Source organism: Rhizobium sp. OAE497 (assembly GCF_040546565.1).
Lineage (GTDB): Bacteria > Pseudomonadota > Alphaproteobacteria > Rhizobiales > Rhizobiaceae > Rhizobium.
Genome location: NZ_JBEPOA010000001.1, coordinates 711,309 through 732,117, shown reverse-complemented (window position 1 = coordinate 732,117; position 20,809 = coordinate 711,309). Strand labels below are relative to the sequence as shown.

Below are 20,809 nucleotides of genomic sequence, written 5' to 3'. Positions count from 1 at the left end.
GCAGGGCTTCTTCTTATGCGAGGCGTGGCATCCACCACTTCGGCGCGGCCTTCTCACGCTCCAAATAGGCGTGCAGGATGGCTTCATCCGTTTCGCCGTTCAGCGTGTATTCCTTCGCGTGGATACCGCCGCTGATATAGAGAAGGTCGAGGCCGTAATCGAGGGCGCCGCGCACATCCGTCGGCATTCCGTCGCCGATTGCGAGAATACGGCTCTTCGGGAAGTCGCCGCGCAGCTCCTTGGCCGTCTCGAGCACGGCGTCATAGATCGGCGTGTGCGGCTTGCCGGCAATGCGGGTCGCGCCGCCGAGCTGGTTGTAATAGGCAGCCATGGCGCCGGCGCAGGGGATCATCTTGTGACCGCGCTCGACGACCAGATCCGGATTGGCGCAGATCATCGGCACGTCGCGCGACTGAAATTCCTTGAGCATCTCCGTATAGTCTTCCGGCACTTCCTTCTCGTCATCGAAGAAGCCGGTACAGACGACGGACTCTGCTTCCTTGGCATCGACGCGCTCGACGCCAAGGCCTTCGATGATGGCGATGTCGCGCTCGGGGCCGAGCAGGAAGACCTTCTTCGGGCCTTCGGCGATCAGGCCGCGGGTGACGTCACCGGAGGTGATGATGCGGTCATAGGCGCCGTCCTGAATGCCGATATGGCGCAGCTGATCGACGACCAGCGGGGCGATGCGCGGGGAATTGGTGATGAGGACGACCGTCAGCCCCTCGCCGCGTGCGGCTTCCAGTGCGGCGGCTGCCTTCGGAAAGGGATCGACGCCATTGTGGAGCACGCCCCAGACATCGCAGAACACCGCGTCATACTGGCTGGTGATTTCCGCAAAACTTCCGATGCGCTTGGCCATTCCGATATCCCGTTTGCTTTTCAGTCAGGCGTGACATTGCAAAGGCCCGGCGGGATGGCAAGGTTTTTTCGGCCTCGCGGCGCAAAAACAGGAGCGCGCCGCTAGAGAAGCAGCTCGACGCCGCGCACGGCGAGACCGGCGACGGCGGCAAAGCCGAGAATGCTGACCATGCCGAGCTTGAAGCGGAAGAGCATGACGCAGGCGGCAACGAAAATCAGTGCTGCGGCGATGTTCAGCGTGCTCCAGACCGGCCAGGCGAGGCTGACGAGCGGAAGGCCGGTGGCGCGCGACAACAGCGCGATATTGCCGACATCGGCAAAGAGCACGTGCAGGCCGAACCAGAGCGCCAGATTGAGGATGACGCCGACGACGGCGGCGGTGATCGCCGAGAGCGCTGCCGACAAGATCTTGTTCTGGCGGAGCTTCTCGACGAAGGGCGCCCCGGCGAAGATCCAGACGAAGCTCGGCACGAAGGTTGCCCATGCCGCGAGGCTAGCGCCGATCACGCCGCCGAACAGCGGATCGATGCCGAGCGCATTGCGGAACCCGGCCATGAAGCCGACGAAACAGAGGACGAGGACCAGCGGCCCCGGCGTCGTTTCGGCAAGGGCAAGACCGTCAAGCATCTCGCCGGGGCGCAGCCAGGCATAATGCTCGACCGCTATCTGCGCGACATAGGAGAGCACAGCGTAGGCGCCGCCGAAGGTCACGACGGCCATCTTCGAGAAGAAGACGAAGACGGCGGCAAAGACGTTGGTCTCGCCGCTCAGCGCCTCGGCGATGAGATCGGATGGCGCATGCAATCCGCGAACGATAAGCAGCGGGAACTGCCACACGAGGACCCAGAAGGCGAGAATGAGGAACGGCCTGGCGATATGGCGGCTGGTCAGTCCCGACAGCATTCCCGCCGACGCCGGAGCCTCGACAGGCGCCACACCCTCCGCCTTTCGCCTGCGGCGCTCGACGACGAAGCCGGCGATGCCTGCGGCGAGAACCACGAGCGGGAATGGCAGATTAAGCAGGAAGAGCGCCACGAAGGAGGCGGCCGCCACATAATAATGAAAGCGCGATTTCAGCGCCCGGCCGGCGACCCGCATCAGCGCCTCGATGACAACAGCGAGCACGGCGGCCTTCAAGCCGAAAAACAGCGCCAGCAGCCATTCGGCATTCTGGAAATAGGCGTAGAGACCGGAGAGCACGAGGATGACGAGGAAACCCGGCATGATGAAGAGCAGGCCGGCAGCGATGCCGCCGCGAACGCCATGCATCAGCCAGCCGATATAGGTGGCGAGCTGCTGGGCCTCCGGGCCGGGCAGAAGCATGCAGTAATTCAGGGCGTGCAGGAAACGGTCTTCGGAGATCCAGCGCTTTTCGTCGACCACCGTCTTATGCATCAGGGCGATCTGGCCGGCGGGGCCGCCGAAGCTCAGGCAGCCGATGCGGGCCCAGACGGCGAAGGCTTCGGAAAAGGCGGGCCGCGGCATGGGTTCGGCAACCACGTCAGACAAATCTCCTACCCTCTCGCTAATTCGGGCCCTCTCCACAATTCCGGCGTAAAAATCCGCGAAGGCTTTCCTTGACTCTTTCTGGAGCCATCCCTAAATGCACGGCGTCTAGCACTCCTCACTGGAGAGTGCTAACACTCATCCATGTGGGCCACCCCGGTCCGCGAATGTCATTTGATCGAGGGATTAGACAATGGCAAGCACCAATTTCCGCCCCCTTCACGACCGCGTCGTTGTTCGCCGCGTTGAGTCCGAAGAAAAGACCAAGGGTGGCATCATCATCCCGGACACCGCTAAGGAAAAGCCGCAGGAAGGCGAAATCGTCGCTGTCGGTTCCGGCGCTCGTGACGAGTCCGGCAAGGTCGTCGCTCTCGACGTCAAGGCTGGCGACCGCGTTCTGTTCGGCAAGTGGTCGGGCACCGAAGTCAAGATCAACGGCGAAGACCTTCTCATCATGAAGGAAGCCGACATCATGGGCATCATCGGCTAATCAGCCGGTCATCCCGTCCCGATTATCGCTGACACCCCTTTTCAGGAGTTATCAAAATGGCAGCTAAAGAAGTAAAGTTCGGCCGCTCTGCGCGCGAAAAGATGCTGCGCGGCGTCGACATCCTCGCTGACGCAGTGCAGGTCACCCTCGGCCCGAAGGGCCGTAACGTCGTTATCGACAAGTCCTTCGGCGCTCCGCGCATCACCAAGGACGGCGTGTCGGTCGCCAAGGAAATCGAACTTGAAGACAAGTTCGAAAACATGGGCGCCCAGATGGTCCGCGAAGTTGCTTCGAAGACCAACGACATCGCCGGCGACGGCACGACGACTGCAACGGTTCTGGCCCGCGCTATCGTTCGCGAAGGCGCCAAGGCTGTTGCAGCCGGCATGAACCCGATGGACCTGAAGCGCGGTATCGACCTCGCTGTTGCCGAAGTCGTCAAGGATCTCCAGGCCAAGGCCAAGAAGATCAACACTTCGGAAGAAGTTGCCCAGGTCGGCACGATCTCCGCAAACGGCGAAAAGCAGATCGGTCTCGATATTGCTGAAGCCATGCAGAAGGTCGGCAACGAAGGTGTTATCACCGTCGAAGAAGCCAAGACCGCTGAAACCGAACTCGAAGTCGTAGAAGGCATGCAGTTCGACCGCGGCTACCTGAGCCCGTACTTCGTCACCAACCCGGAAAAGATGGTTGCTGACCTCGAAGACGCCTTCATTCTCCTCCACGAGAAGAAGCTCTCGAACCTGCAGTCGATGCTCCCGGTTCTCGAAGCCGTCGTTCAGACCGGCAAGCCGCTCCTCATCATCGCTGAAGACGTCGAAGGCGAAGCTCTTGCTACGCTCGTCGTCAACAAGCTGCGCGGCGGCCTCAAGATCGCTGCCGTCAAGGCTCCTGGCTTCGGCGACCGCCGCAAGGCCATGCTGGAAGACATCGCCATCCTGACGGGCGGCACTGTCATCTCCGAAGACCTCGGCATCAAGCTCGAATCCGTTACGCTCGACATGCTCGGCCGTACCAAGAAGGTTTCGATCTCGAAGGAAAACACCACGATCGTCGACGGCGCTGGCGCCAAGTCCGACATCGAAGGCCGCGTTGCCCAGATCAAGGCTCAGATCGAAGAAACCTCTTCCGACTACGACCGCGAAAAGCTGCAGGAACGTCTTGCCAAGCTCGCTGGCGGCGTTGCCGTTATCCGCGTTGGCGGTTCGACGGAAGTCGAAGTCAAGGAAAAGAAGGACCGCATCGACGACGCTCTGAACGCGACGCGCGCTGCTGTTCAGGAAGGCATCGTACCGGGCGGTGGTATCGCTCTGCTGCGCTCTTCCACGAAGATCAAGTCCAAGGGTGAGAACGACGACCAGGAAGCTGGCATCAACATCATCCGCCGCGCTCTGCAGGCTCTGGTTCGCCAGATCGCAGAAAACGCTGGTGACGAAGCTTCGATCGTTGTCGGCAAGGTTCTCGACAAGGATCAGGACAACTACGGCTACAACGCCCAGACGTCCGAATATGGCGACATGATCGCCATGGGCATCGTCGACCCGGTCAAGGTCGTCCGTACGGCTCTGCAAAACGCAGCTTCGGTTGCTTCGCTGCTGATCACCACGGAAGCCATGATCGCCGAGCTGCCGAAGAAGGACGCTCCGGCTGGCATGCCTGGCGGCATGGGCGGCATGGGCGGTATGGACATGATGTGATAGGCGAAAGCCTGCACATCTGAGCCAACCGGTTCAGTTACGGAAGGGCGGTCTTCGGGCCGCCCTTTTTGTTTGCGGAGAACCGATTCGGCCTTACCAATTTTCGAGGCCACAGGAACCGAACTGGTAAAACGTTTAAGCGTCTATTTTGTGTGAAAATCGGACTCCGAAGCTTTCGCGAGACTTACCAAGCGGCGTTTTTTGTCATCAGGTGAAATACTCTCAGTGAAATTGGTTTCACCGCTGCAGTGTGAAATTTTTGCGAAGCGTAACCGTTTACATCTCACAAAACGGGCAACTTTTTACTTTGATTTCTTCTACCTTTTATAGAAGCATGCAATATATCGCATCCTTCGCGTTGCGGATTACCCCCGAAAAAGCATTTGCCGCCTCTCAAAAACTGCCTATAAATCCGCGCTGCAAATTGCAGTGCATGACGATATTTTTCCGCCCGCCAGCGGAAGACCGTATTTTGCAAATGACGCCGGCTGCAGAGCATTCCGCGCCAGAATTTTGAAATAGAGCATGAGAGGGGTTCCGCATTGGCGGCGCCGTATTTTGCTCACGCCCGGACATGATGACCGGTGTCGCATGAAGATGTTTTCGTCACACCGCACGAGCGCTGCATAGAACTGCGCACGACACGGGGAACCCCATTTGTTCAAGATCGCCAAAGCCAATGTTGCAGCCCCTCTTACGCCTGGCTCCTTTGATCTGACCCATCACAACCAGGAAATGCTGGCGCAGTTTTCCGTCTCTGAAGCGTGGAACGGCGATTTCTCCAGCGGTGTCATCCAGCTTGGCGAATGGAGCTCGATGCTTCACGGTCTCGCCGGCCGGGAATGCGGGCTGCTCAGCCTGATGCGCTGTTACGACGTGAAGGATCGCGCCCATATCCTGGCGCTCTTCGAGCAGGCCGCGACGCTCTCCTCGTCCTTCTGCTTCTCGACGACCATCGTCATGCCGAACGGCTTCCGCCAGCCGCTGTTCTGCATGGGCGAGTCTGCCGGACTGGAAGAGAAGTACAGCGGCAGCATGGTCGGCGTCTTCATCTTCCCGCGCTTCAAGCTCGACAACGCCAACCAGATGGCGAGCCGCCAGTAAGCGTCACTGCGCAGGCACAGAATTGAAAAAAGGCCGGTCCTTCGACCGGCCTTTGCTGTTTGGCTTACACCGGCTTGACCGGGATGTTCAGCCCCTTGGCGCTTGCCGGGCGGGCGATGCAGCGCTCCAGCCAGGCCATCACTGCCGGGAATTTCGCGTATTCCAGCACCTCGCGGCCGCCATAGAAGATGTCGGCGCCACGGATCCACGGGAAGGTGGTGATGTCGGCGATGGTGTATTCATCGCCCATGATCCACTGGCGGCCCCGCAGGCGGCTCTCCAGCACGCTCAGCAGGCGCTTGGCCTCATCGCGGTAGCGCTCCATCGGATAGCTGTTGTTGGCGACCTTATCGGCTGCCGCCTTGTAGAAATGGCCGAACTGCCCGAACATCGGGCCAATGCCGGCCATCTGGAAGAAGACCCACTGGATGGTCTCGTAGCGGCCGGCGGCATCGGCAGGGATCAGCTTGCCGGTCTTCTCGGCGAGATAGAGCAGGATGGCGCCGGATTCGAAGAGGCCGATCGGTTTGCCATCCGGACCATCGGGATCGATGATCGAGGGTATGCGGCCGTTCGGATTGAGCGAGACGAATTCCGCGGATTTCTGGTCGTTCTGAGCGAAGCCGACATAATGCGGCTCATAGGGCAGACCGAGCTCTTCCAGCGCGATCGAGATCTTCACGCCATTCGGCGTCTGCAGCGAATAGAGCTGGATGACATCCGGGTTCTTTGCCGGCCAGCGCTCGGTGATCGGGAAGCTTGAAAGGTCTGCCATTGAAATCTCCGTGGGGGTTGGTGGCCGACCATAAGAGAGCGACCGCCGGGAAGACAAGCCGCCTTCAAGAGACGATCGTTTCAAAATACTGAACGAACCGTCCCCGTTCGTTTATCTTTCCAGCTGCGACAAAATGCGCGACAAGTATGGCCAACGAGATCAGCGGATCTCACAGTCATTCAAACGGAGATTACGTCCATGTCGAATACCTCTAGCCTTCTTCTCGTGCTTGCCCGCATCCTGCTGTCGTTCATGTTCATCCTCGCCGGCTTCGGCAAGATCACCGACCCGGCTGGCACTGCCGGCATGATCGCCGGTGCTGGCCTTCCGGCCGCAACCGCGCTGACCTATCTCGCAGGCCTCTTCGAACTGCTGACCGGCCTTGCCGTTCTCGTCGGCTTCCAGGTTCGCATCGTCGGCTGGCTGCTCGCTGCCTTCTGTGTGTTCACCGCCGTCGTCTTCCACCTCCCCTATGCAAGCGGTGCTGAACTCGTGAACATCCTGAACCAGATCATGGTCATGAAGAACTTCACGCTGGCTGGTGCCTACATCCTACTCGCAACGGTCGGTGCCGGTGCCTACTCGATCGACGCCCGCCGCGGTGTATCGGCTCTTACGGCCTAAGCCGAAGCCCTCCCAAGCATAAAGAAACCCGCCGTCTCGCGACGGCGGGTTTTTTCGTTTTCAGCATGCTGAAAAATCAGAGAGCGCCGCGGACGGCAGCAACGATCTTCGCCACGACGGGTTCTGCCGCGTGGCTTTCCTTGCGGGCACGCACGAGGCATGCCTCCGAGCGCAGGATGACACCGTCGTTCAGGACGCGCAGGTGGTTTGCCCGCAGCGTCGAGCCGGTGGAGGTGATATCGACGATGATATCGGCCGAGCCGGATGCAGGCGCGCCCTCGGTGGCGCCCAGGCTCTCGACGATACGATAGAGCTGGATGCCGTGCTGGCTGGAGAAGAACTGCTGCGTCAGGCGCCAGTATTTGGTGGCGATGGTCAAGCGGCGGCCGTGGCGGGCGCGGAAGTCGGCGGCGACATCGCCGAGATCGGCCATCGTATCGACATCAAGCCAGATTTCCGGAACGGCGACGACGACATCGGCATGGCCGAAGCCGAGGCGGGCGCAGAATTCGACGCGCTTGTCGGTCTCTGCCAGGCCCTCGCGCACCAGATCCTCGCCGGTGACGCCGAAATCGATCGAGCCGTTGCCGAGTTCGCGGGAGATTTCCGAAGCCGACAGGAAGGCGACCTCGACATCATCCCAGCCTTCGACGCGGCCGCGATAGGAGCGGTCGTTGCCGACGGCTGATATCTTCATGCCGGCGCGTTCGAAGATCGCCGAGGCATCGTCCTTCATGCGGCCCTTGGACGGCAGTGCGATGGTAACGGTCATGCCGCTGCCCTTTCCGTTTCGATGCGGTCGAGCCAGAGCGAGAAGCCGACGGCCGGGATGCGTTCGCGGGCGCCGAGGAAGTTCAACAGCCTGTCGAAGCGGCCGCCACCGGCGAGAACCGCCGACGAGCCCTCGACGCTGACCTCGAAGACGAGGCCGGTATAGTAATCCAGCGGGCGGCCGAAGGCGGCGCGGTAATCCATCGATGAGAGATCGAGACCGGCATTGGAGAGTGCCGCCAAACGGCTGTCGAAATGCGAGAGCGCGGTGCCGATCTTCAGGCCGGCGGCATCGGCAAAGCCTGCCAGCGCCGAGGATGCATCGGCCAGCGGCACGTTCAGCGACAGGAATTCTTCGAGCACGCGGAAGGCATCGTCATCGAGCCGGGTTTCGGAGAGCACCAGCTTCTCCTTGAGGCGGCGGGCGATATCGGCGGGCGAACGGCTGGCATTGGTGGAATAGCCGGTCGCTTCCATCGTCTGGTCGATATGGGCGATCAGCGCCTGGTCGTCGCCTGCTGCCACGAGCCTGGCGATCTCATCGTCGAGACCGGTGACGAATTGAGGGCTGACGAGGCTGGCCAGCAGCGCCTCGATCTGCGTCATGTTGCCGAAGGCGTGGATCAGCCGCTTCTGCCAGCCGAGCGGCAGGCCAAGCGCCTGGACGACAGCTTCGAAGACCGCCTGGTCGCCGAGAACGGTCGAAAAGGTCTTGCCGGGGATCAGCCGCTGCAGGATGGCGACGGCATCGCCGATAGCGCGCGCATCGGCGCTCGCCGTATCGGTCTCGCCAAGATCTTCGATCCCGGCCTGATAGAACTCGTTGCCGCCATCACGGCGCTGGCGGAAGACCTCGCCGAGATAAGAATAGCGCTTCGGCGTGCCGGTCGCGGTCTCGATGTGGCGCAGGCAGACGGGAATGGTGAATTCCGGGCGCAGGCAGAGGCTGGCGCCGGTCTCGCTCTCCGTCATGAAGATACGGCGGCGAAGGTCTTCGCCGGCGATATCGAGGAAGGGTTCGGCCGGCTGAATGACGGGCGTGTCGATCCGCTCGGTCTTGCGGGTGGCGAACTCGGTGAGGAGGTCGGTGGCGAAGTTGGGTAGATTGATCAAAGTCCCCTCCCCAACCCCTCCCCACAAGGGGGAGTGACTAACCCGCGGCACTCGCCGAGCGAGGCCGGAAATCTCTCAGTTGCGGCATTGCGCGAGACAGCGCCGCGTGAAGCCCCTCCCCCTTGTGGGGAGGGGTTGGGGAGGGGAAGGTCACGCATTCGACGCCCGCTTCCGGTCTTCCGCCTGAGCCGCCAGGATTTCCTTCACCTTGGCGACGAGATTGGCTTCCGGGACGGTTTCCTGCGCGACGCGTGCTTCGCGCCAGCTGGCATTGTCCTCGATCTCACCGGAGAGGCGCTTGCCCTCGATCAGGTCCTTGATCTGCACGACGCCCTGCGCCCGCTCGTCACCACCCTGGATGATGGCGACGGGGCAGCCGCGGCGGTCGGCATATTTCAGCTGGTTGCCGAACTTCTTCCAGTTACCCTGGAACATCTCGGCGCGGATACCGGCGGCGCGCAGCTCCTGCGTCAGGCGCTGATAGCGGCCCATCGCCTCGACATCGCCGTCCATGACGGTGACGAGAACGGGCTCGATGACCTCGCTCTGGCCGAGCTTGCCGAGGTTCTTCAGCGCCGTCATCAGGCGCGAGACGCCGATCGAGAAACCGGTCGCCGGAACCGGCTGACCCATGAAGCGGGAGACGAGGCCATCATAACGGCCACCGCCGCCGACCGAACCGAAGATGACCTTTTCGCCCTTCTCGTTGGTGACGTCGAAGAGCAGCTCGGCTTCGTAGACCGGGCCGGTGTAATATTCGAGGCCGCGGACGACCGAAGGGTCGATCTTGATGCGGGTGCTGTCGTAACCGCCGCTGGTGACGAGGCTGCCGATGAAATTCAGTTCCTCGACGCCTTCGCCGCCCTTGGACGTACCGGCCACCAGCTCGGCGAGCTTGTCTGCGCTTTCGGCATAGTCCTTGATGCCGACGAAGAAGAGGACCTTGTCGATCTGGCTCTGGTCGAGACCGGCACCCTTGGTGAAGTCGCCGGACTCATCCTTGCGGCCGGGACCGAGCAGCAGGGCGACGCCCTCGGGGCCGAACTTGTCGAGCTTGTCGATGGCGCGCAGTACGTTGAGGCGCTGGGCGGCCTTGTCGTCACCGCCGAGGCCGATCGCTTCGAGCACGCCGTCAAGAACCTTGCGGTTATTGACGCGGATCACGTAATCGCCGCGCTTGATGCCGAGGGCTTCGAGCGTATCGGCCATCATCATGCACATTTCGGCATCGGCCTGCACACCGGGTGCGCCAACCGTATCGGCATCGAACTGCATGAACTGGCGGAAGCGGCCGGGGCCGGGCTTTTCGTTGCGGAACACGTAGCCGGCGCGATAGGTGCGGTAGGGCAGCTGAATGTCGTTGAAATTCTCAGCGACATGGCGGGCGAGCGGCGCCGTCAGGTCGTAGCGCAGGCTCATCCACTGCTCGTCATCATCCTGAAGCGAGAAGACGCCCTCGTTCGGACGGTCGGCATCCGGCAGGAACTTGCCGAGCGCATCCGTATATTCGAAGAGCGGCGTTTCGACAGGATCGAAACCATAATGCTCATAGACCTCGCGGATCTTCGCGGTCATTTCGTTGACGGCGCGGATATCGGCAGCCGAGCGGTCAACGAAGCCACGCGGCAGGCGGGCCTTGAGCTTTTGCGGTTTCTTCTGCTTGTCGTTCATAGGGTTACTGGCCAGATTTTCCAAACTGCTGAATGAAGGGTTCTCTTAGAGGAACGAGCCGGGGGCGGCAAGGGCAACGGCTGGCGAACAGCGCCGCCCGCTGCTATAGATTTCCCGCGAAAAGGAGCCCGGCGATGACCAAGATCATGACCATCGAAATGCCCGATGAAATGCACGCAATCATCGCCGAGCACGCCGCCGAGGCTGAGATGTCTGTCGAGGATTATGTCTTCCAGGTCATCCAGCAATATGTCGAGGACGCGCAGGACCTTGAGGAGGCAGAAGCCGAGCTGGACAGTATCGAAAGCGGGGAATCGGCCGATACCATGGACGATTTCTTGCGGCGGCGCCTCGGCCTGACCGATTAGTCGCTTTCCGCGACGCACGCAGTCTATATTGCCGGGAACGTACCAGTAGAATTCCATGATCGCCGAAATCCTCCAGTATGCCGCCACAGTTCCCGTGACGACCAAGGCCCACCGCGGCTATATCCGCTATTCCGTCAATCTCTGGTCGCGCGCCCGGCGCTGCAGCAGTTCATGGGCGGTGCATGAGGAGAAGAGCCGGGCGGCGATGCTAACGGCGGCTGCCGCTCTTCGGCAGAAGCGGACGGTTGTCGTGCTCGGGTCTGGACTGCTGCGTGACGTGCCGATCGAGGCGCTGGCGAAGACCTTCGATACGGTCGTGCTGGTCGATCTCGTGCATCTCGCCTCTGTGCGGCTGTGGCTGAGGGCGAAGGGGTACCGGAACGTCCGGCTGATCGAGCGTGATCTCTCCGGCTATGACGATTTGCGACAGACGGGCAATGCGGAGCCGCTCGGCTTTCTGCGCGGCGTCCCCTATCTCGATCTGGTGATCTCGGCGAACCTGCTGTCGCAGATCGGCCGCGGAGTGAAGCGGCGTTTCGAGGCGGAGCAAGGCAGCGCAATGCCTGATGATACCGTGCAGCGATTGATCGCCGCACATATCGAGGGGCTGCGGGCCCTGCCCTGCGCCAACTGCCTCGTCACCGATATCTCCTATGCCGTCATCGACCGGACGGGAAAGACGCACGAGACGGCCGACCTGCTGCAGGGCGTCTCGGTGCCGCGGGACATAAAGGCATCCTGGAGCTGGCCGGTCGCGCCGCTCGGCGAGGAAAGCCGCGACTACCAGATCGTCCATCAGGTGATTGCCGACTATTGAGATGCATCTTATTCTGGTTGCAATCCAGAATTTATTGTATCACTTTTAATATCGGATATCATTGAGGTGAAGATCGTTTGGGATGAGCCGAAGCGGTTTAGAAATCTGGCAAAGCACGGCCTCGACTTTCGCGAGCTAGATCTCGAATTCTTTGCGGATGCTGTGATCATCGACGCCCGGGATAGGCGGCTGAAGGCGATCGGCTTTGCTATCGGGGATATTCTTGCGGTCGTCTTCGCGACCTTGGGGAGCGAGGGCATTTCGATCATCTCGATGCGGCCCGCGAGCCGGAAAGAGAGGAAACTCTATGAGCAAATCCAAGCGGATCATTCCCGCCCTCACTGACGAGGAAGAGGCGCGGATTCAGCGTGGCATCGCTGAAGACCCCGACAATCCCGAATGGACCGAGGAAGACTTCAAGAATGCCCGGCCCTTCGCCGAGGTCTTCCCGGAGCTGGCCGAGAGCATTCGCCGGGCGCGGGGCAGGCCTGCGGTCGAGAAGCCGAAGCGGCAGATTTCGCTGCGGCTCGATCCTGATGTGATCGATGCCTTCAAGGCGACCGGCAAGGGTTGGCAGGGGCGGATCAACGAGGTCCTGAGAAAAGCCGCCAAGCTCTGATCCGCCTCTTGGCGAAGCAGGCGCCCTCACCTATCTTCGGCTCATGCGTTTCGTTGCGATCATGGCGATGATATTGGGGTGGCTGACGTTCAGCGCGTCCGCCTGGGCGGGCTGTCCGATGTGCGCGTCGATGAGCCAGCCGGCCGCTTCCGGCATGCAGCATGACATGCCCGGAATGGGTACGCCCCACCATATGGCGATGGATCATGGGCAGGACGCGGCGAAGGATCCGTGTTCGCCCGGCAATCCCGGCCACATGACGACCTGCTCCTACTGTCTGGTGACACCCGCGGCTGTGGTGATCGTCGATGGCGGAAAGCCTGTTTTCGCCTATCCGGCACCGGCTGCCGGCAGGGTGCTTGCCGATCTGCGCCCGGCGCCGCAGGCCCCTCCTCCCCGCTTCGTCTGACAATTCCCGCGACTACGCCTGCACGACAGTGATCGTGCATTCTCTTTTGTCAGACAGAGGAAGGACCTCGCATGTCTATGAAAATCATCGCTATCATTTCCGCCCTTGCCTTCGCTGCCCCGGCATTTGCCGAGGACATGCAGATGGATATGAGCAAACCGATGGGCGATCACAGCCCCTCCAGCCATGCCTTTGCCGAAGCCAATGCCAAGATGCACAAGGACATGATGGTCAAGATGACCGGCAATGCCGATGTCGATTTCGTTCGCGGCATGATCCCGCATCACCAGGGCGCGATCGACATGGCGAAGATCGAGCTCAAATACGGCAAGGATCCCGAGATTCGCAAACTCGCCGAAGCCGTGATCAAGGCTCAGGAAGCGGAAATTGCCGAGATGAACGCATGGTTGAGTAAAAACGCTAAGTAATCAATCATGACTGGAGGCGCCGGTGAAAAGCTGGCGCTTCCTCATCTCAGATTGCTCGTATTTCGATACTTGATAAATTAGAACTCTATTTTTGCGTTTTATTTACAACGACTTAGTAATGTTTTGATTACGAAATTCTAATTTATCTAAAATACAAACGGTCTCATCAACTTAGGAAAAGCGATGAGACATCTTCTTTCGAAAGCGCGAATGCTTGCCGGCGAAACCAAGGGCAATGTCGCCATGGTTTTTGCGCTGCTGCTGGTGCCGCTGATTGCAGCGGGCGGCGCGGGGATCGATCTGGCGCGCTATGAGGCGATCCGTGTCGAACTGCAGGATGGTCTCGACCGCGGCGTGCTGGCCGCCGCCTCGCTCTCCCAGAAGGAGAAGCCCGAGGATACGCTCCGCAGCTTCATGAAGAACCTCCCCTATGCGCAGGATGTGGCCGTCAACTTCACCGAGACGAAGGGGCTGAACTCGCGGAAGATCAGCGCCAGCGCCGCCTATGTGATGGACACGACCTTCATCCACCTCGTCGGCGTTCGCCAGCTCAGCGTCGCGGCGGTCTCGACGGCGGAGGAAGCCAAGCAGAATATCGAGATGTCGCTGATGCTCGACATGTCGGGTTCGATGAACGGCAACCGTATCAAGAACCTGAAGAAGGCCGCCCAGCAGTTCATCGATCAGGTCCTGACCGACGAAACCAAGGATTACACGACGATCACCATCGTGCCCTATGCCGGCCATGTGAATGTCGGCTCGGCCATTTTCGACAGGCTCGGCGCCAAGCGCGATCACTCCAATTCGTCTTGCATCGAGCTCAGCACGTCCGGCTTCGGCGGCAGCGTGCCGAGTTTCAAGGATGCGGCGCAGGTTCCGCATTTCACGCAGTGGAACTATGGGCGCACCGACCTGAAGCCCTGGTGGTGCCCGGTGGAATCGACGGCGATCACCTATTTCTCCAACGATGCCACCTATCTGAAGAACCGCATCACACAGCTCGAACTGCATGACGGCACCGGCACGCAGAATGCGATGCAATGGGGCTACATGCTGCTGAACCCGGCGGCAAAGACCATCGTCAACGCGGCAGTCGATGCCAAGCTGATGGATGCGAAATTCGCGAACCGTCCGGCGGCCTTCGGCGATCCGGATACGATGAAGGTCATCGTGCTGATGACCGACGGCGCGATCACCGAACAGTACCGGCCAAAGGATTACAGCCGCCCGGTCACCCAGGCGCCTGACAACAAGCAGATCATCAACTCCACCGACACGGCCAAGATGCTCTCCTCGGTCTGCACGGCGGCGAAGTCGAGCGGCATCACCGTCTTCACCATCGGCTTCGAGGTGAGCGGCAATGCAACGACACAGATGACCAACTGCGCCACCAGCCCCGGCCATTACTATCCGGCTTCGGGATCGGGCATCGGCGATGCCTTCAAGTCGATCTCGACATCGATCAAGAAGCTGAGGCTGACGCAATGACCGGCATTCTCAAGCGCCTCCGGCGGGACCGCGCCGGGGCTGCGGGTATCGAATTCGCCATCCTCGCACCGATCGTCTTCTCGCTCGTCTTCTCCACATTCGAGGCGGGCTGGATCATGACGCAATCGATCATGCTCGACCGCGCCGTCAGTCGCGGGTCGCGCGCGCTGCAGGTGACAGGCTCGAACTTCACCTATGACGATTTCAAGAAGAAGGTCTGCGACGAAGCAATCATCCTGACCAACTGCATCAAGTCGATCCGTATCGAATTCACGCCGATCAGCAAATCGACCGACTTTCCGACCTCGGAAACCTCCTGTGTCGATCGCAGCGTCAATATCGATCCGGTGACGACCTATACCGGCGGCCAGCGCTCGCAGATCGTCTTTGCCCGCGCCTGCTATGTCGTCGATCCCCTGGTGCCGGGGCTGGGTTACGGACTGGCGCTTCCCAAAGACAATACCGGCGGCGTGCGCCTGACCTCGCGCTTTGCCTTCGTGAACGAGCCAGGCTGATGATCCGCATTCTGAAAGAGTTTCTGAAAAGCCGCTCGGGCGCCTCGGCGATCGAATTTTCCTTCGTCGCGCCGGTGATGATCTTCTTCTTCATCGCCAGCGTCGCCGTCTTCGACATGTTCCGCACCTATCAGAACATCGTCGAGGCCAATGGCGTGGTGGCGGACGTGATTTCCAGGCAGACGTCGATCGACGCCACCTTCGTCTCCAATATCTACGGCGTCTTCACCAATCTGCAGCAGAACAGCACGGCGCCGAGCGCGCTCAGGATCTCGAGCATCAAGAAAACCGGTGGGGTCTACAAGCTCGACTGGAAGAAGGAGAGCGGCACAGTCAGCCTGCTGAAGGCGCAGGTGCTCGACAGTTCGACGCTGCCGCAAATCACCGATGGCGATTCCGTCATCTATGTCGAGGGCGCCACGACCTACACGATGCTCTCGAGCATCCTCGGCTTCGGCCAGATGACATTCGCCGAGCGCGCCTTCACGCGGCCGCGCTTCATCAGCGCGGTCGCGTTCAATTGAGGCGCCGGGCGGGCCGGCGCCTCGTCTGTTATCAGGCCTTAGGTTCGAAGGGTTCCGGACGGCGCGCGGCACCCTGGCGGGAAAGCATCCAGCCCGGATATTCCGGCGCTAGCGCGCTGACGTCATCCAGCTTCTTCATATCGTCGGCATCGAGCTTCAGCTGCGTGGCGGCGAGGTTCTGGTCGAGTTGCTCGATGCGCTTGGCGCCGATGATGACCGACGTGACGAAGGGCTTGGCCAGCACATAGGCGAGCGCCACGGTCGCGACACTGGCGCCATGCTTCTCGGCAACTTCGCGCATCACCGCGACGCATTCCCATGCCTTGTCCTTGTCGACAGGCGGGAAATCGAAATTGGCGCGGCGGCCCTCACCATTGCCGGGCGCGCCTGGGCCATATTTGCCGGAGAGCAGACCGCCGGCCAGAGGCGACCAGACCATCAGGCCGAGCTTTTCCTCGTTCATCAGCGGCACGATCTCGCGCTCGAGATCACGCCCGGCGATCGAATAGTAAGCCTGGATGGTTTCGAAGCGGGCGAAGCCGCGGCGTTCGGAGACGCCGAGAGCCTTGGCGACGCGCCAGGCCTGCCAGTTGGAGACGCCGACGTAGCGCACCTTGCCCTGGGAAACGAGATCGTCGAAGGCGCGCAGCGTTTCGTCGATCGGCGTCACCGTATCGGTCGCATGGATCTGGTAGAGATCGATATGATCGGTCTGCAGACGCTTCAGGCTGGCTTCGACCGAATCCATGATGTGACCGCGCGAGGCGCCGCGATCATTCGGCTTGTCGCCCATGACGCTGTAGACCTTGGTGGCGATGACCACGTCCTTGCGGGGAACGTTGAGGTTCTTCAGCGCCTGCCCGAGAAGCCTTTCGGATTCACCGAAGGAATAGACGTCGGCCGTGTCGATGAAGTTGACACCGGCTGCCAGCGAGCGCTCGACGATCTTGTCGGCGGCGGCCTGATCGACATCGGCGATGGCGCCCCAGAAGTTGCCATCATGCGCTTCGCCGAAGGTCATCGTGCCCAGGCAGATCTCCGAGACGAAGAGGCCCGTGTTTCCAAGCTGATTGTATTTCATGCGGAAATTTCCTTGTGACTGCCACAGGCGGGGGTGCCTGCGGGCTGCGGAATGCAATGTTTTTGATTATTGGCCTGCGGGACAGGCACAGCCGGGGCTGGCTGCTGATGAGGCATGATGTACGTAAGTGCGTGTTTCGGCTTTTCAACTGCATGCGGCAACCTGACCGGCAAAAAACAAAGCCCTTGTCTCGGCGGCCGGCGCCGATAGATTCGCCTGGAGGGAATTGCGGGAGCATCCGATGAGCAAGCACGCGCGTGACGACGATCGGCTTCGATGCTGATGATACGCTCTGGCAGAACGAGCAATATTACCGGCTGACCGAAGCGCAGTTCACCGAGCTGCTCTCCGATTTCGCCGAGGGACCGAAGATATCCGAGCGGCTGCTGGAGGCCGAGAAGCGTAACCTCGCGCATTACGGCTTCGGCATCAAAGGCTTCACGCTGTCGATGATCGAGACGGCGATCGAGATCACCGAGGGCAAGGTGCCGGCGAGCGTGGTCGCCCAGATCCTCGATACCGGCCGCGATCTGCTCTCGCATCCGGTCGAGACCATGCCGCATGTGCAGGAAACGCTGGAGACGCTGGCGGGCAACTACCTGCTGGTGCTGATCACCAAGGGCGACCTGTTCGACCAGGAGCGCAAGCTGGCGCAATCGGGGCTCGGGGATTTCTTCGACGCCGTGGAAATCGTCTCCGACAAAACGGCGGTCACCTACCGGCGGATCTTTTCCAAGGTCGGCGATGGGCCGGAGCGGGCGATGATGGTCGGCAATTCGCTGAAGTCGGATATCGTGCCGGCGATTGCCGCAGGCAGCTACGGCGTCTTCGTGCCGCACGAGCTCACCTGGGTGCTGGAGCATATCGACGAGCCATCCGATGCACCGCGTTTCCGCAAGATCCCGCATCTCGGCGAGTTGCGGGACCTGCTGGATGGGCTCGGCTAAGCCTTACTCTTCTTCGCCCGCGTCGGATTTCGGCGGGAACAGCGTCGGCCGCTGCGGTGTCTCCGGCTTGGCGGCGGGCGGGGCGGTGCCCGGAGCCTGCGGCTCGATCATCAGCGTATAGGGGGCGCCGAGACCGCGGCGCGGCGAGACCTTGGAATAATAGGGCCTGAGCAGCCAGGTCGTATCGTCCTTGACGACGGTATCGAGCGCCGATCCATCCTCATCCGTGCCGAAGAAGGCCTCGTCGTCGGCTTTCGACAGATCGAAGATGGCGAGAAAGGCGAATTGGCTGCGGGTCTCGAAGCTGATCTTCACGTGCTGCCCGGCCTTGACCGGCAGCGTGAAGACGTGGCTGTTGCCGAACTTCGTCCAGCCCTTGATCTGCATGGTCACGGCGGGGAACTGAAGCTTTTCCAGCTTCTCGCCGGGATCGAGCTGCGGCGCCTGCGCCAGGGCAGGTGCTGCGGCAAAGGCGATCAGAACGGCTGTCGCAAGCAATTTCCTCATGGACGTACCAGTGCTTTCCGCATGGATTCAACTTCGGAGCGGCAGAAGCAGCCCTCGACGTGATCATTAACAAGACCCATGGCCTGCATGAAGGCATAAACTGTGGTCGGGCCGACAAAGGTCCAGCCGCGCTTCTTCAAATCCTTGGAGATGCGCACCGAAACCGGCGTCGTCGGATTGGCGGCGATATAGGCGCGGTCGACGGCGCCGGGGCGGTCGGCAGCACCCGGCTCGAAGCTCCAGAAATAGCGGGCGAGCGAGCCGAATTCCTTTTTGAGCTCGATAGCGCGTTTCGCATTGTTGATCGTCGAGACGATCTTGCCGCGATGGCGGATGATGCCGGCATCGGCGACGCAGCGTTCGATATCCGCATCGTCGAAGAGTGCGACCTTCTCGAAATCGAAACCGGCGAAGGCAGCGCGGAAATTCTCGCGCTTGCGCAGGATCGTCAGCCAGGAGAGACCGGACTGGAAACCTTCGAGGCAGATCTTTTCGAAGAGGCGGATATCATCTGTTACGGGCCGCCCCCACTCCTCGTCGTGGTAGCGCATGTAATCAGGAAGGTTGGCGTGCCAGTGGCACCGGCTCTTTCCGTCATCGCCGGCAATCGTGCCCGTATCGCTCATGCTTCCCCACTGATTTTACGCTTCAATTGCGGCTTTACCATTTAGAAACCCCGTTTCCAAACCGGATAGTAACCCTGACGAAAAGTTTATCCGGTGCTTCGCAGTTTAATGAATCGATCTTTACCATTCGCTGGCCGGAGCGGTGGCAGCATCCCGCCAGGCGGAAGTGCCCGCCCCAGCATTTTCGGTCATTTGTAGAGAGTTCCGTCCGATGATGAAATCCGTTTTGATTACAGCCGGCCTGATCGGCCTGCTGACCTCGCCCGCGCTTGGCGACGACCGCTATGCGAGCCGCCCGCCCGTCGTTTTGAGCCCCGACCTGACGGCGCCCTGGATCAACCAGCTTGGCGGCAGCAATGTGCGCCCGGTCGTCTATCAGCGCCCGGTCATCCGCCAGCAGCCGCGCGGGCTTTTCCAGTATCAGCCGCGCGTGATGCGCCAGGCTCCGGCCGCCGTGCAGCAGGCTGCTGTCGTGCGCCCGGATGGCATTCCGGTGATCCGCGAGCGGTTCGACCCGCAGTTCCTGCCGCAGATGGTCGACTACGACACCAAGGAACGGCCGGGTACGATCGTCATCGATACCAACAACCGCTTCCTCTACCTCGTCATGGCAAACGGCAAGGCGCGCCGCTACGGCGTGGGCGTCGGCAAGCCGGGCTTCGAATGGGCCGGCGAGCACAAGATCACCCGCAAGGCCGAGTGGCCGGACTGGACGCCGCCTTCCGAAATGGTCAGCCGCGAGGCGGCCAAGGGCCACTACCTGCCCGCCCGCATGGATGGCGGCCCGGAAAATCCGCTCGGCGCCCGCGCCATGTATCTCGGCTCGACGCTTTACCGCATCCACGGCACCAATGCGCCCTGGACGATCGGCAGTGCCGTCTCCTCCGGCTGCATCCGCATGCGCAACGAGGACGTGACTGACCTGTACGAACGCGTCAACGTCGGCACCCGCGTCATTGTGATCTAAAGCCCGCAAGGCTGCGGCGGGCCGTTGCAAGAACGGCGCGCCGCAGCACAAAAAACCGGCGCAAACCCCTCTCAAGCTTGAAATCCAGGGCAAATTGGCTAGCTTGGCCGTGATCCTGAATAGAGGGGAATAGAGAATGAAGCATATTGTCCGGCTTGCGGCAGCCACTGCGATCGCACTGGCCAGCACGTTGAGCCTTGCCCATGCCGAGCCTCAGCTGACCGCAACCGACGCCGTGCGCGGCGTCAAGCAGGTGAAGACGGTCAAGCCGCAGTTCAAGAAGCGCGTCGTACGCCTCGTCACCGATGAAGCCCCCGGCACCGTCATCGTCGATACGACCAACAAGTATCTTTATCTCGTCGAAGGCAACAACCGCGCCACCCGCTACGGCATCGGCGTCGGCCGCGAAGGCTTCGGCTGGTCCGGCGTTGTGAAGGTCGGCCGCAAGGCTGAATGGCCGGGCTGGACCCCGCCTCCGGAAATGCGCGCTCGCGAAGCCAAGGCCGGCCACAAGCTGCCCGCCTTCCAGCCCGGCGGCCCGGACAATCCGCTCGGCGCCCGCGCCATGTATCTATACCAGGGCGGCCGCGACACGGCTTTCCGCATCCACGGCACCAACCAGCCCTGGACGATCGGCCTGAACCTGTCTTCCGGCTGCATCCGCATGGTCAATAACGACGTGCAGGATCTCTACGAACGCGTGCCCGTCGGCACCAAGGTCATCGTCGTCGGCCCCGGCAACAAGCAGGGCAACGTCGCCTTCCAGGACCGCGGCATCGACGTGCTCAGGACGCTGTTTGGCGGTTGAGATTTGTTAGGTCGATGGAATTGAAGAGGGCGCTTTCGGGCGCCCTTTTTGTTTCGTTGGTGCTGCGGCGTGGAGCCCCCTCACCCTGCCTAC

The 20,809-nt window shown here is 61.2% G+C and carries 26 protein-coding genes; 17 read left to right on the top strand and 9 right to left on the bottom strand.

Going from position 1 to position 20,809, the window contains the following annotated elements:
* Positions 1 to 13 precede the first annotated feature (13 nt).
* On the bottom strand, positions 14 to 862 hold the full coding sequence (locus ABIE40_RS03705) for a TIGR01459 family HAD-type hydrolase (RefSeq protein WP_112713035.1): 849 nt from the start codon (positions 860 to 862) through the stop codon (positions 14 to 16).
* A gap of 101 nt (positions 863 to 963) precedes the next feature.
* Entirely contained in the window at positions 964 to 2,346 is a 1,383-nt protein-coding gene (gene chrA / locus ABIE40_RS03700) for a chromate efflux transporter (RefSeq protein WP_199626783.1), read from the bottom strand.
* Between the two features lie 214 nt (positions 2,347 to 2,560).
* Between chrA and groES the strand changes: the two genes are divergently transcribed.
* From groES to ABIE40_RS03680, 4 genes are all read left to right on the top strand, one after another.
* Entirely contained in the window at positions 2,561 to 2,857 is a 297-nt protein-coding gene (gene groES / locus ABIE40_RS03695) for a co-chaperone GroES (protein ID WP_004675403.1), read from the top strand.
* Between the two features lie 56 nt (positions 2,858 to 2,913).
* Complete coding sequence (gene groL / locus ABIE40_RS03690) at positions 2,914 to 4,554, top strand: chaperonin GroEL (RefSeq protein ID WP_025555501.1); 1,641 nt, start codon at positions 2,914 to 2,916, stop codon at positions 4,552 to 4,554.
* Positions 4,555 to 4,888: 334 nt separating this feature from the next.
* On the top strand, positions 4,889 to 5,071 hold the full coding sequence (locus ABIE40_RS03685; RefSeq protein ID WP_130278970.1) for a hypothetical protein: 183 nt from the start codon (positions 4,889 to 4,891) through the stop codon (positions 5,069 to 5,071).
* 140 nt (positions 5,072 to 5,211) lie between these two features.
* Entirely contained in the window at positions 5,212 to 5,658 is a 447-nt protein-coding gene (locus ABIE40_RS03680) for a hypothetical protein (RefSeq protein ID WP_025555502.1), read from the top strand.
* Positions 5,659 to 5,722: 64 nt separating this feature from the next.
* Here the strand turns inward: ABIE40_RS03680 and ABIE40_RS03675 are convergent, their stop codons facing one another.
* A complete protein-coding gene (locus ABIE40_RS03675) occupies positions 5,723 to 6,433 on the bottom strand; it encodes a glutathione binding-like protein (protein WP_199626254.1) in 711 nt (236 codons plus the stop codon).
* 198 nt (positions 6,434 to 6,631) lie between these two features.
* Between ABIE40_RS03675 and ABIE40_RS03670 the strand changes: the two genes are divergently transcribed.
* Positions 6,632 to 7,057: a DoxX family protein gene (locus ABIE40_RS03670; RefSeq protein WP_130278972.1), complete on the top strand. Its 426-nt coding sequence runs from the start codon at positions 6,632 to 6,634 to the stop codon at positions 7,055 to 7,057.
* A 76-nt stretch (positions 7,058 to 7,133) separates the two neighbouring features.
* Here ABIE40_RS03670 and hisG read toward each other — a convergent pair whose 3' ends face one another.
* The 3 genes from hisG to hisS form a co-directional block, all read right to left on the bottom strand.
* On the bottom strand, positions 7,134 to 7,829 hold the full coding sequence (gene hisG, locus ABIE40_RS03665) for an ATP phosphoribosyltransferase (RefSeq protein WP_112713045.1): 696 nt from the start codon (positions 7,827 to 7,829) through the stop codon (positions 7,134 to 7,136).
* Positions 7,826 to 8,941, bottom strand: coding sequence for an ATP phosphoribosyltransferase regulatory subunit (locus ABIE40_RS03660; RefSeq protein WP_199626253.1), 1,116 nt, complete (start codon positions 8,939 to 8,941; stop codon positions 7,826 to 7,828). The genes hisG and ABIE40_RS03660 overlap by 4 nt, the downstream gene beginning before the upstream one ends.
* Positions 8,942 to 9,091: 150 nt before the next feature.
* A complete protein-coding gene (gene hisS / locus ABIE40_RS03655) occupies positions 9,092 to 10,612 on the bottom strand; it encodes a histidine--tRNA ligase (protein WP_199626252.1) in 1,521 nt (506 codons plus the stop codon).
* 134 nt (positions 10,613 to 10,746) lie between these two features.
* Between hisS and ABIE40_RS03650 the strand changes: the two genes are divergently transcribed.
* From ABIE40_RS03650 to ABIE40_RS03610, 9 genes are all read left to right on the top strand, one after another.
* The gene (locus tag ABIE40_RS03650; RefSeq protein ID WP_199626251.1) at positions 10,747 to 10,980 is read left to right on the top strand and encodes a hypothetical protein; all 234 of its coding nucleotides are present in this window, start codon (positions 10,747 to 10,749) and stop codon (positions 10,978 to 10,980) included.
* Between the two features lie 55 nt (positions 10,981 to 11,035).
* Positions 11,036 to 11,797 (top strand): hypothetical protein, encoded by a 762-nt coding sequence (locus tag ABIE40_RS03645; protein WP_199626250.1) that lies wholly within the window; start codon positions 11,036 to 11,038, stop codon positions 11,795 to 11,797.
* A gap of 66 nt (positions 11,798 to 11,863) precedes the next feature.
* The gene (locus tag ABIE40_RS03640; protein ID WP_130278978.1) at positions 11,864 to 12,142 is read left to right on the top strand and encodes a BrnT family toxin; all 279 of its coding nucleotides are present in this window, start codon (positions 11,864 to 11,866) and stop codon (positions 12,140 to 12,142) included.
* Positions 12,105 to 12,416, top strand: coding sequence for a BrnA antitoxin family protein (locus ABIE40_RS03635; RefSeq protein WP_199626249.1), 312 nt, complete (start codon positions 12,105 to 12,107; stop codon positions 12,414 to 12,416). Before ABIE40_RS03640 ends, ABIE40_RS03635 begins: the two co-directional genes overlap by 38 nt.
* Positions 12,417 to 12,459: 43 nt before the next feature.
* Entirely contained in the window at positions 12,460 to 12,825 is a 366-nt protein-coding gene (locus tag ABIE40_RS03630; RefSeq protein WP_199626248.1) for a DUF2946 family protein, read from the top strand.
* 71 nt (positions 12,826 to 12,896) lie between these two features.
* Positions 12,897 to 13,253, top strand: a complete 357-nt coding sequence (copM, locus tag ABIE40_RS03625; RefSeq protein ID WP_199626247.1) for a CopM family metallochaperone — start codon at positions 12,897 to 12,899, stop codon at positions 13,251 to 13,253.
* Positions 13,254 to 13,436: 183 nt separating this feature from the next.
* Positions 13,437 to 14,741 carry a pilus assembly protein TadG-related protein gene (locus ABIE40_RS03620; RefSeq protein WP_199626246.1) on the top strand — a complete coding sequence of 435 codons (1,305 nt, stop codon included), beginning with the start codon at positions 13,437 to 13,439 and terminating at the stop codon, positions 14,739 to 14,741.
* Positions 14,738 to 15,256: a TadE/TadG family type IV pilus assembly protein gene (locus ABIE40_RS03615; RefSeq protein WP_199626245.1), complete on the top strand. Its 519-nt coding sequence runs from the start codon at positions 14,738 to 14,740 to the stop codon at positions 15,254 to 15,256. Before ABIE40_RS03620 ends, ABIE40_RS03615 begins: the two co-directional genes overlap by 4 nt.
* Positions 15,256 to 15,780, top strand: coding sequence for a TadE/TadG family type IV pilus assembly protein (locus ABIE40_RS03610; protein WP_130278983.1), 525 nt, complete (start codon positions 15,256 to 15,258; stop codon positions 15,778 to 15,780). Before ABIE40_RS03615 ends, ABIE40_RS03610 begins: the two co-directional genes overlap by 1 nt.
* A gap of 31 nt (positions 15,781 to 15,811) precedes the next feature.
* On the opposite strand, the gene ABIE40_RS03605 is transcribed toward ABIE40_RS03610, so the two are convergent.
* Positions 15,812 to 16,861 (bottom strand): aldo/keto reductase, encoded by a 1,050-nt coding sequence (locus tag ABIE40_RS03605; RefSeq protein ID WP_130278984.1) that lies wholly within the window; start codon positions 16,859 to 16,861, stop codon positions 15,812 to 15,814.
* A 257-nt stretch (positions 16,862 to 17,118) separates the two neighbouring features.
* Between ABIE40_RS03605 and ABIE40_RS03600 the strand changes: the two genes are divergently transcribed.
* Entirely contained in the window at positions 17,119 to 17,808 is a 690-nt protein-coding gene (locus ABIE40_RS03600; protein ID WP_354540961.1) for an HAD family hydrolase, read from the top strand.
* 3 nt (positions 17,809 to 17,811) lie between these two features.
* Here ABIE40_RS03600 and ABIE40_RS03595 read toward each other — a convergent pair whose 3' ends face one another.
* Entirely contained in the window at positions 17,812 to 18,315 is a 504-nt protein-coding gene (locus tag ABIE40_RS03595) for a hypothetical protein (protein WP_112713067.1), read from the bottom strand.
* On the bottom strand, positions 18,312 to 18,941 hold the full coding sequence (locus tag ABIE40_RS03590) for a DNA-3-methyladenine glycosylase I (protein WP_199626243.1): 630 nt from the start codon (positions 18,939 to 18,941) through the stop codon (positions 18,312 to 18,314). Before ABIE40_RS03590 ends, ABIE40_RS03595 begins: the two co-directional genes overlap by 4 nt.
* Before the next feature lie 211 nt (positions 18,942 to 19,152).
* On the opposite strand from ABIE40_RS03590, the gene ABIE40_RS03585 reads away from it, so the two are divergent.
* Together ABIE40_RS03585 and ABIE40_RS03580 are read left to right on the top strand one after the other, a co-directional pair.
* Positions 19,153 to 19,908, top strand: a complete 756-nt coding sequence (locus ABIE40_RS03585; protein WP_112713071.1) for a L,D-transpeptidase — start codon at positions 19,153 to 19,155, stop codon at positions 19,906 to 19,908.
* Between the two features lie 136 nt (positions 19,909 to 20,044).
* Entirely contained in the window at positions 20,045 to 20,716 is a 672-nt protein-coding gene (locus ABIE40_RS03580) for a L,D-transpeptidase (RefSeq protein WP_199626242.1), read from the top strand.
* Positions 20,717 to 20,809: the final 93 nt, after the last annotated feature.

What these genes read in the sequence shown, in the direction of transcription:
- ABIE40_RS03605 (WP_130278984.1), bottom strand. Translation starts at nt 16,861, where the DNA reads ATGAAATACAATCAGCTTGGAAACACGGGCCTCTTCGTCTCGGAGATC.
- hisG (WP_112713045.1), bottom strand. Translation starts at nt 7,829, where the DNA reads ATGACCGTTACCATCGCACTGCCGTCCAAGGGCCGCATGAAGGACGAT.
- ABIE40_RS03630 (WP_199626248.1), top strand. Translation starts at nt 12,460, where the DNA reads ATGCGTTTCGTTGCGATCATGGCGATGATATTGGGGTGGCTGACGTTC.
- ABIE40_RS03590 (WP_199626243.1), bottom strand. Translation starts at nt 18,941, where the DNA reads ATGAGCGATACGGGCACGATTGCCGGCGATGACGGAAAGAGCCGGTGC.
- copM (WP_199626247.1), top strand. Translation starts at nt 12,897, where the DNA reads ATGTCTATGAAAATCATCGCTATCATTTCCGCCCTTGCCTTCGCTGCC.
- ABIE40_RS03615 (WP_199626245.1), top strand. Translation starts at nt 14,738, where the DNA reads ATGACCGGCATTCTCAAGCGCCTCCGGCGGGACCGCGCCGGGGCTGCG.
- ABIE40_RS03610 (WP_130278983.1), top strand. Translation starts at nt 15,256, where the DNA reads ATGATCCGCATTCTGAAAGAGTTTCTGAAAAGCCGCTCGGGCGCCTCG.
- ABIE40_RS03635 (WP_199626249.1), top strand. Translation starts at nt 12,105, where the DNA reads ATGAGCAAATCCAAGCGGATCATTCCCGCCCTCACTGACGAGGAAGAG.
- ABIE40_RS03675 (WP_199626254.1), bottom strand. Translation starts at nt 6,433, where the DNA reads ATGGCAGACCTTTCAAGCTTCCCGATCACCGAGCGCTGGCCGGCAAAG.
- ABIE40_RS03705 (WP_112713035.1), bottom strand. Translation starts at nt 862, where the DNA reads ATGGCCAAGCGCATCGGAAGTTTTGCGGAAATCACCAGCCAGTATGAC.
- ABIE40_RS03650 (WP_199626251.1), top strand. Translation starts at nt 10,747, where the DNA reads ATGACCAAGATCATGACCATCGAAATGCCCGATGAAATGCACGCAATC.
- groES (WP_004675403.1), top strand. Translation starts at nt 2,561, where the DNA reads ATGGCAAGCACCAATTTCCGCCCCCTTCACGACCGCGTCGTTGTTCGC.
- ABIE40_RS03580 (WP_199626242.1), top strand. Translation starts at nt 20,045, where the DNA reads ATGAAGCATATTGTCCGGCTTGCGGCAGCCACTGCGATCGCACTGGCC.
- hisS (WP_199626252.1), bottom strand. Translation starts at nt 10,612, where the DNA reads ATGAACGACAAGCAGAAGAAACCGCAAAAGCTCAAGGCCCGCCTGCCG.
- ABIE40_RS03595 (WP_112713067.1), bottom strand. Translation starts at nt 18,315, where the DNA reads ATGAGGAAATTGCTTGCGACAGCCGTTCTGATCGCCTTTGCCGCAGCA.
- ABIE40_RS03645 (WP_199626250.1), top strand. Translation starts at nt 11,036, where the DNA reads ATGATCGCCGAAATCCTCCAGTATGCCGCCACAGTTCCCGTGACGACC.
- chrA (WP_199626783.1), bottom strand. Translation starts at nt 2,346, where the DNA reads ATGCCGCGGCCCGCCTTTTCCGAAGCCTTCGCCGTCTGGGCCCGCATC.
- ABIE40_RS03685 (WP_130278970.1), top strand. Translation starts at nt 4,889, where the DNA reads ATGCAATATATCGCATCCTTCGCGTTGCGGATTACCCCCGAAAAAGCA.
- ABIE40_RS03585 (WP_112713071.1), top strand. Translation starts at nt 19,153, where the DNA reads ATGATGAAATCCGTTTTGATTACAGCCGGCCTGATCGGCCTGCTGACC.
- ABIE40_RS03620 (WP_199626246.1), top strand. Translation starts at nt 13,437, where the DNA reads ATGAGACATCTTCTTTCGAAAGCGCGAATGCTTGCCGGCGAAACCAAG.
- ABIE40_RS03670 (WP_130278972.1), top strand. Translation starts at nt 6,632, where the DNA reads ATGTCGAATACCTCTAGCCTTCTTCTCGTGCTTGCCCGCATCCTGCTG.
- groL (WP_025555501.1), top strand. Translation starts at nt 2,914, where the DNA reads ATGGCAGCTAAAGAAGTAAAGTTCGGCCGCTCTGCGCGCGAAAAGATG.